A 7,561-nucleotide genomic window follows, 5' to 3' on the forward strand; every position below is an offset into this window, starting at 1 on the left:
ACCGTACGTACAGTGCTGTGAGAGGACGGCGGTTAGTCGCCGCCTCCTACTCGATATAACAATATGTAGCTTACAGTTCGTGCTTCGTTCTCCGTTTGGTAGCCTCTATATATACCTGCTCGTCTGCTCGTGCGGAAATAACGATGATTTTCATCACAGTGGCTGTGTATTCGACTTTATAGACGACTCGGATGCCAATATCCCGGAATTTGATTTTTAGAAGATTTGTGAGATTGGTTCCGCTCTTATTTCCGAGAGGTTTTCCATAACCGCCCTGCTGAACGGGGAGCGGGTTTTCACTTACCTTATCAATTCCTTTGAGGACGATAATTTGAGCACTTCGATCCAGCTTTTTCAGATCCTTTTTGGCCTCTTCCAAATATTCGACTTGCCAGCTCATTCAATCACCACATCCCCTGCGGCAGCAAGCTCTGACTCACTGATATTAAGTTCAGACATCACTTCTTCTCGGGAAGACGTGGAAGAAGAATCTTCTTTAAGGCGTCTTGTTGCCTCAAGGAGCAAAGTATAGTCTTCTTCGATTTCACTCAGACGTTGGAATTCAGAAGGAGACAGGATAATAGCCGCAGGCTGGTTGTTTTTTAAAACGATGAGCTGGTTTTCGGTATGAAGACGATCAAAAATCCTGGAAGCCTGACCGCGGTTAAACTGTGTAATAGGAACAAGACTGTCGAGAATATCTGCTGTATATGCCATAGTAATTACCTCCGTTTGTCTCAATTATAGGCATGTTAAAGATGAGAATCAAGTTGAACATTATTAAATGACGATAAAAAGTAATTACAATAAATCGATGTTATGTACATTGTCGGAAGCGAGGCGGTAGATTTTTCTTTAAATCATTATTCGGGTATCAGACATGGAATTCTATTTTCAAAAAACAATATCGAACAGGAAGACTGTATTTACACCATTTCATACTTCTGTTTGTATTAGTTAGAGAGATTTATGAAAGATTTTCATGCAACAGGTATTCTTATGGATGAAAAAAATGCAGATTGGAACAAAAAAATCATCTAAAGTTCTTGTTTCTAGAGCAGCACTTAGCCGAAGAGATTGTGCAGGGAAAGATTATAGGGGTACCATTGTACGATTTACTTAAAAAGAAAAGAGATATAGGAAAAAACACAAAAATAGGATATGTAGAAAGGCTTTTCTTGACTTAGTATATATCGTGGTATATATTTTTGTACATATTACAAGAAAAAGGAAGGTGATCGATATGATGACTGCAAAGGTTTTTAAAAATGGAAGAAGTCAGGCAATCAGACTTCCTAAAGAGTGCCGGTTTTCATCAGATGAGGTAGTGGTAAATAAGATAGGTGATATTGTTATTCTGCTTCCTAAACAAAACAAGTGGGATTCATTTATGAAAGCAATAGATATGTTCTCAGATGATTTCATGGCGGACAGAAGAACAACAGATATAGTGCAGGAGCGTGACGAGCTATGAAATATATGCTTGACACCAACATTTGCATTTATGTGATAAAGCATAAGCCGGAAAAGGTATTTCGAAAAATACAGACTATTCATCCTGAGGATGTGTGTATATCATCGGTCACATATGCCGAGTTGGTGCATGGTGTAGAAAAGAGTGCAGCTGTGGAGAAGAACAGATTGGCACTCTCCATGTTTCTAGCGAATATGGAGATTCTGGGCTTTGACGTGGAGGCGGCTGATTGTTATGGGAAGATTAGAGCAGATTTGGAGAAGAAAGGAACAGCTATAGGTCCTCTCGATATGATGATTGCAGGTCATGCGCAGTCTCTTGAATATACAGTTGTAACGAATAACGTGAAAGAATTTTCCAGAGTGAGTGCTCTGAGAATTGAGAATTGGGCAGAATAATTGTTTCTTGTTTCTCAGGCAATTTTATGCATCAGCGAATTATTTTATACTTTTTTCCTTTAAAAGCTTTTCGTCAAAAAGTCTTTTTTAGCCTGTAATCACTACAGTATTTATCAATGCATTCTTGATAGTAAAGTATCATAATAAGCTCCTTGAAGTATCTACACATTAAATTGATATTTATGTATTTTTTCTACAAAATTATAAATTAATTTGTTTGGCCAAAGTAAAAGTATGTGGTTGTTCAAGTGATGGAATATAAAAAGCTATGGTAGCTTTATTTGAAATAGTTAATTATTAATATAAATTAATTGGGTAATAATAAATAATTATAACCATGGAGATGTATGTAAAATCACGAATATGATAGTCGGCATTGACTGCCTCGTTTCAAGGAATTATAATCCAAAATATAACAATAATATTATCAAAAATAGACCATGTTATATCCATAATATACACAATTAATTTAAATATACTTTATTGATATGCATTGTATTTGGAAGAAATGATGGGGGAAACTTTTCTTGGATGCATGAAAGTAGATGATTAGGAACTAGCTGAGAGGTAAATATATGAGTCATCTTTTAGAAATGCGAAATATCAGTAAAGATTATCCGGGGGTAAAAGTACTGGACGATATTTCCTTTAGTGCAGAAGGTGGTGAAGTTCTGGCACTTATGGGAGAAAATGGAGCCGGAAAATCCACTCTGATGAAAATTCTGATGGGAATTGCCCAAGCAGATCGTGGAGAAATCTTTCTGGAGGGAAATAAAGAGCAATTTCAAAGTCCCAAGGCTGCTATGGATAAGGGAATTGTCATGATTCATCAGGAACTGAATGTACTATTGGATATGGAGGTTTCTGAAAACATTTTTCTGGGAAGAGAAATCAAAAAGAAGGGGATTCCTGCTCGCGTTGATATGGATGAACAACGGAAACAAGCACAGGCATTTTTGGATTCTGTAGGGATTAAAATTGATGCAAAGGACTTGATGAGAAATCTCTCTGTTGCCCAAATGCAATTGATTGAAATAGTAAAAGCGATTTCTGTTCATGCAAAAGTGATTATTATGGATGAGCCTACTTCGGCAATTACAGAAGCAGAGGCTACAATTCTTTTTGAACAGATAGAAAAGCTGAAAAAAGCCGGTGTTTTGATTATTTATATTTCTCATAAGATGGATGAAATCTTCAAAATTTCAGACAAAATCGCAGTACTTCGTGACGGTCACCTGATACGTGTAGATGAGACCAAAAACTTTACAGAGGAAGATTTGATCCGTGCAATGGTGGGTAGAGAGCTTCAGGATGTTTATCCGAAGAAAACCAATCATCCCGGCAAGGTGTTATTTGAAGTCGAAAATCTTGCAAGTGGAAAATATGTAAAGGATGTTAGCTTTCAGATAAGAGAAGGCGAGGTTGTGGGATTTGCCGGTTTAGTAGGTTCCGGTCGAAGTGAGACAATGGAAGCACTCTTTGGAGTTTCCCCAAGAGAAAAGGGGAAACTTCGCATTAATGGAGCAGAAATAGAAATTCATAATCCCAAAGATGCTATTCGTCATAAAATTGCATTTGCTACGGAAGATCGCAAGCGATCAGGATTGAATTTGATTGGAAGTATAAAAGAAAATGTAACAATGGTGTCTCTGGCGGAAAAAGTAAGTAAACATGGCATTATTCAAGACAAAAAAGAAGGGGAAGTTACTGAGGAATATATCAAGAAGCTACGTATTAAAACACCAAATGGGGATGAGCTTGTAGGAAATTTAAGCGGGGGAAATCAGCAGAAGGTGGTTTTAGCAAAGTGGCTTTTAGGAGAGCCGGAAATTATTATCTTTGATGAACCTACCAGAGGAATAGACGTTGGTGCAAAACATGAAATTTACGAACTAATCAATGCTCTGTCGGAACAAAAGAAAGCGATTATTGTGATTTCTTCAGAAATGCCGGAATTGATGGGAATTTGTGATCGTCTCTATGTAATGTCTGAAGGATATATCACCGGAGAGTTGAACAAAGATGAGTTTAACCAGGAAGCAATCATGAGACTTGCATCTGCAAGAAAAGGAGGAATGACACAATGAATCGTAAAAAAATAAACTTCAAGAATTACGGTATATTTGTTGTTTTTATAGTGCTGGTAATCATTCTGATGATACTTTCTCCTAATGCTTTTGCTAAACCCAGAAATTTAATTAACGTGGTAAAGCAAGCATCTATTAATGGCGTTTTGGCATGTGGAATGATGTTTGTTATTATTGCCGGAGGCATCGATCTTTCTGCAGGATCTGTTGTTGCATTGTCAGGAGTTGTTGCGGCCTATCTTGCACAGATGCAAGGTATTCCCATATTTGTTCCGATTCTCGGAGCACTGGGGACAGGCGCACTGATAGGGCTGGTTAATGGATTCGGAGCAGCCTATGCGGAATTACCGCCTTTTATTATTACACTGGCAACCATGTCCATTGTGCGAGGTGCGGCGCTGATTCTAAGTGGGGGTTCTCCGGTATTTGGATTACAGGAACAGTTTGAGGGAATTGCAGGGATTTCTATTGCAAATGTGATTCCGATTTTGGTGCTTTACTTTTTACTCATTGCCGTATTTAGTGGATTTATCTTGAATAAAACAGTTTTTGGCCGTCATGTATATGCTATCGGCGGAAACAGCATTACGGCAAAAGTTTCAGGAATCAATGTGAAGAGCATGTTGCTTCGGGTTTATATCATTTGCGGAGTGTTTTCCGGAATTGCAGGCTTACTGATTGCATCAAGAACTATGCAAGGCTCCCCCACGGTTGGTGTAGGCTATGAAATGGATGCTATTGCTGCAGTGGTAATCGGCGGAGTAAGCATGTCCGGTGGTTCGGGAAAATGGTATGGAACCATTATTGGTGCATTACTTTTGGCATTGATTAGTAACGGATTAGATATTTTAGGGGTTTCATCCAACTTCCAACAAATTATCAAAGGAATCATTATTGCGGTCGCTGTATATCTTGATTTAAGAGGTAAAAAGACGAGCGCATAAACAATATATTTTCAAAGGAGGAAATTATGAAGAAAAGAATCATTGTAGGCTTATTTCTTGCTGTGTCATTGATGATGACCGCTTGTGGAGGAGCTTCCGACAGCAAAAGCACTACTGTAGCGGAAACAAAGGCAGAAGCTGAGGCAACTACAGCAGCAGGCAAGGAGGCTTCGACAGACAAACAGGAAGTTTCTGATGTTGTAAAGGATGCTAAGGCAGAGCAGTTTAGCGGGGCGAAAAATGAGGAAAAGAAGTCTATGGCACTCTTTATGTCTCATATGACAAATGAGTTTGTAAAGACTTTATCCTCTTCCGTACAAAAAGAAGCGGAAGAGCTTGGCTACACAGGAGATTCCTTCAAAATCTATGATGGAAAGAATGACGTAGCAACACAGGTGAGCCAGATTGAACAGGCAGTGACACTTGGCGTAGACGGAATCATCATTGAGCCGGTATCTACAGACGGTATCGTGAAAGCGGTAAAGGATGCGGAGAAGGCCGGTGTAAAAGTTGTTATATTAAACCAGAGAATCAGTGATCAGAATGCTGCAGATACCTTTGTGGGAGCAGACAATGAATCTACAGGTGCTGCTTTGATGAAGAAGGTTATGGAAGATCTTGACGGAAAAGGAAATATTGTTGAGCTTCTTGGACCTATGGGATCAGATGGACAGGTTGGACGTTCTAAAGGTTTTGATTCTGTCCTTGCAGAGTATCCGGATGTAAAGGTTATTGCATCAGACAGTGCGGACTGGGATACGGCAAAGGCATTAACACTTACTGAGAACTGGCTTACATCCTCTGACATTCAGGCTGTTGTGGCTCAGAATGACGGTATGGCTGTTGGTGCGGCGCAGGCAGTTAAGGAGGCAGGACTTACAGATAAGATTAAGATTTATGGTGTAGATGCTACCTCTGATGGATTGAATGCCATTGCTAACGGTGGTATGACAGGAACAGTTTCTCAGGGAACTGAGGATCAGGGTAAAATTTCTGCAGACCTTTGTTCTAATTTGATTTATGGACAGTCTGTTCCTAAGGAAGTTATTGCAACGAATGTAGTGTATACCAAGGAAAACGTTAATGAAATTTTGAAGAAATAAAAAAGCTAAGAATAAGTTGAAGAGCAAATTCGTAAGAGTTTTTGAAGGTTATGAATTAAAATAGTTTCGTATAAAGATGAAGAGGGACTGCAATTTTTGCAGTTCCTCTTTTGTGCTCATCTGCTCAAAGAAGTTATTGGGAAGATTTTCTTGACTTGATATATATTGCAATATATATTGTGGTATATATCATAGTATATTTTATAAGTAAAAGGAAGGTGATCGATATGATGACTGCAAAGGTTTTTAAAAATGGAAGAAGTCAGGCAATCAGACTTCCTAAGGAATGTCGGTTTTCATCAGATGAGGTAATGGTAAATAAGATAGGGGATATTGTTATTTTGCTTCCTAAACAAAACAAGTGGGATTCGTTTATGAAAGCAATAGATATGTTCTCCGATGATTTCATGGCGGATGGAAGAACAATAGATAAAGTGCAAGAGCGTGACGAGCTATGAGGTATATGCTTGACACCAATGTCTGTATTTATGTAATCAAGCATAAGCCGGAAAAGGTATTTCAAAAATTACAGACTATTCATCCGGAGGATGTGTGTATATCATCGGTCACTTATGCCGAATTGGTGCATGGTGTAGAAAAGAGCATAGCTGTGGAGAAGAACAGATTGGCACTGTCTATGCTTCTGGCGAATATGGAGATTCTGGATTTTGACGTGGATGCGGCTGATTGTTATGGAAAGATTAGAGCAGGTTTGGAGAAAAATGGTACGCCGATCGGACCTCTAGACATGATGATTGCAGGTCATGCGCAGTCTCTTGGATATACAGTTGTAACGAATAACGTGAAAGAATTTTCCAGAGTGAGTGCTCTGAAAATTGAGAATTGGGCAGAATAATTCCTTATTCCATCACCACATCCCCTGCGGCAGCAAGATCTGCCTCGTTGATATTAAGCTCAGACATCAGCTCTTCACGGGAAGACGTGGAAGAAGAATCTTCTTACAGGCGTCTTGTTGACTCCATTATAGGCATGGTACATGCGAATAGGAAGACTGTATTTACATAATTTCATACTTCTGTGCGCTTCAGTGAGAGAGATTCATAAAAGATTCTCATGTAACAGAAGAAGGTATTTAAGCAGGGATACGTGTCATTGCATGGTCAATTGTTTTGAGATTTTTCTGGATGGAAAAAATGCAGATTGGAACAAAAAAATCATCTAAAGTATTTGTTACTTGTCTCGAGAGCAACACTTAGGTGATGAGAGTATTCCGGAACAGATTACTGGGATACAGTTGATTGATTTGCAAAAAAGAAGAATGAGGCAGAAGCAAAACCGCAAGTAATATTCAAATTCACTGAAATACTCCAATATGTGATAAAATAAAAGGGCTATTCCGTAGGGACAGCCCTTTTAAAACGCAATAAAAGATGAATCAAGAATAAACGAGAGAAATAAACCGGTCGGAAAATAAACCGGACATAAAATAAACGAATCAGAATCCCCCCCTTTGGCATGAGAGGAGCACGTATGAGAGATTTTAAAAGCATATCCGGCCTGTATGACGGCAATTTAGCCTTATCCATAGCACCGG

The 7,561-nt window shown here is 38.9% G+C and carries 10 protein-coding genes; 7 read left to right on the plus strand and 3 right to left on the minus strand.

Annotation, left to right across the window (positions count from 1 at the left end; genetic code table 11):
- Nucleotides 1–70: 70 nt before the first annotated feature.
- Both RYL27_RS09670 and RYL27_RS09675 read right to left on the minus strand, forming a co-directional pair.
- The gene (locus tag RYL27_RS09670) at nt 71–400 is read right to left on the minus strand and encodes a type II toxin-antitoxin system RelE family toxin (RefSeq protein ID WP_314966883.1); all 330 of its coding nucleotides are present in this window, start codon (nt 398–400) and stop codon (nt 71–73) included.
- Complete coding sequence (locus tag RYL27_RS09675) at nt 397–717, minus strand: type II toxin-antitoxin system Phd/YefM family antitoxin (RefSeq protein ID WP_314966885.1); 321 nt, start codon at nt 715–717, stop codon at nt 397–399. The genes RYL27_RS09670 and RYL27_RS09675 overlap by 4 nt, the downstream gene beginning before the upstream one ends.
- Before the next feature lie 526 nt (nt 718–1,243).
- On the opposite strand from RYL27_RS09675, the gene vapB (RYL27_RS09680) reads away from it, so the two are divergent.
- From vapB (RYL27_RS09680) to vapC (RYL27_RS09710), 7 genes are all read left to right on the plus strand, one after another.
- Nucleotides 1,244–1,474, plus strand: a complete 231-nt coding sequence (gene vapB, locus RYL27_RS09680; protein WP_040648648.1) for a type II toxin-antitoxin system antitoxin VapB — start codon at nt 1,244–1,246, stop codon at nt 1,472–1,474.
- A complete protein-coding gene (vapC, locus tag RYL27_RS09685) occupies nt 1,471–1,872 on the plus strand; it encodes a type II toxin-antitoxin system tRNA(fMet)-specific endonuclease VapC (protein WP_314966887.1) in 402 nt (133 codons plus the stop codon). The genes vapB (RYL27_RS09680) and vapC (RYL27_RS09685) overlap by 4 nt, the downstream gene beginning before the upstream one ends.
- Nucleotides 1,873–2,447: 575 nt before the next feature.
- Nucleotides 2,448–3,959 (plus strand): sugar ABC transporter ATP-binding protein, encoded by a 1,512-nt coding sequence (locus RYL27_RS09690; RefSeq protein WP_314966890.1) that lies wholly within the window; start codon nt 2,448–2,450, stop codon nt 3,957–3,959.
- Entirely contained in the window at nt 3,956–4,903 is a 948-nt protein-coding gene (locus tag RYL27_RS09695) for an ABC transporter permease (protein ID WP_308578746.1), read from the plus strand. Before RYL27_RS09690 ends, RYL27_RS09695 begins: the two co-directional genes overlap by 4 nt.
- Before the next feature lie 26 nt (nt 4,904–4,929).
- Nucleotides 4,930–6,006, plus strand: a complete 1,077-nt coding sequence (locus RYL27_RS09700; RefSeq protein WP_314834292.1) for a sugar ABC transporter substrate-binding protein — start codon at nt 4,930–4,932, stop codon at nt 6,004–6,006.
- Between the two features lie 227 nt (nt 6,007–6,233).
- The gene (gene vapB / locus RYL27_RS09705) at nt 6,234–6,464 is read left to right on the plus strand and encodes a type II toxin-antitoxin system antitoxin VapB (protein ID WP_314834293.1); all 231 of its coding nucleotides are present in this window, start codon (nt 6,234–6,236) and stop codon (nt 6,462–6,464) included.
- A complete protein-coding gene (gene vapC / locus RYL27_RS09710; RefSeq protein ID WP_314966892.1) occupies nt 6,461–6,862 on the plus strand; it encodes a type II toxin-antitoxin system tRNA(fMet)-specific endonuclease VapC in 402 nt (133 codons plus the stop codon). Before vapB (RYL27_RS09705) ends, vapC (RYL27_RS09710) begins: the two co-directional genes overlap by 4 nt.
- 496 nt (nt 6,863–7,358) lie before the next feature.
- Here vapC (RYL27_RS09710) and RYL27_RS09715 read toward each other — a convergent pair.
- A partial coding sequence (locus tag RYL27_RS09715) for a hypothetical protein (RefSeq protein ID WP_314966894.1) occupies nt 7,359–7,561 on the minus strand: 203 nt, incomplete at its 5' end.

This window comes from Oribacterium sinus, assembly GCF_963537195.1.
Taxonomy (GTDB): Bacteria; Bacillota; Clostridia; order Lachnospirales; family Lachnospiraceae; genus Oribacterium; species Oribacterium sinus_A.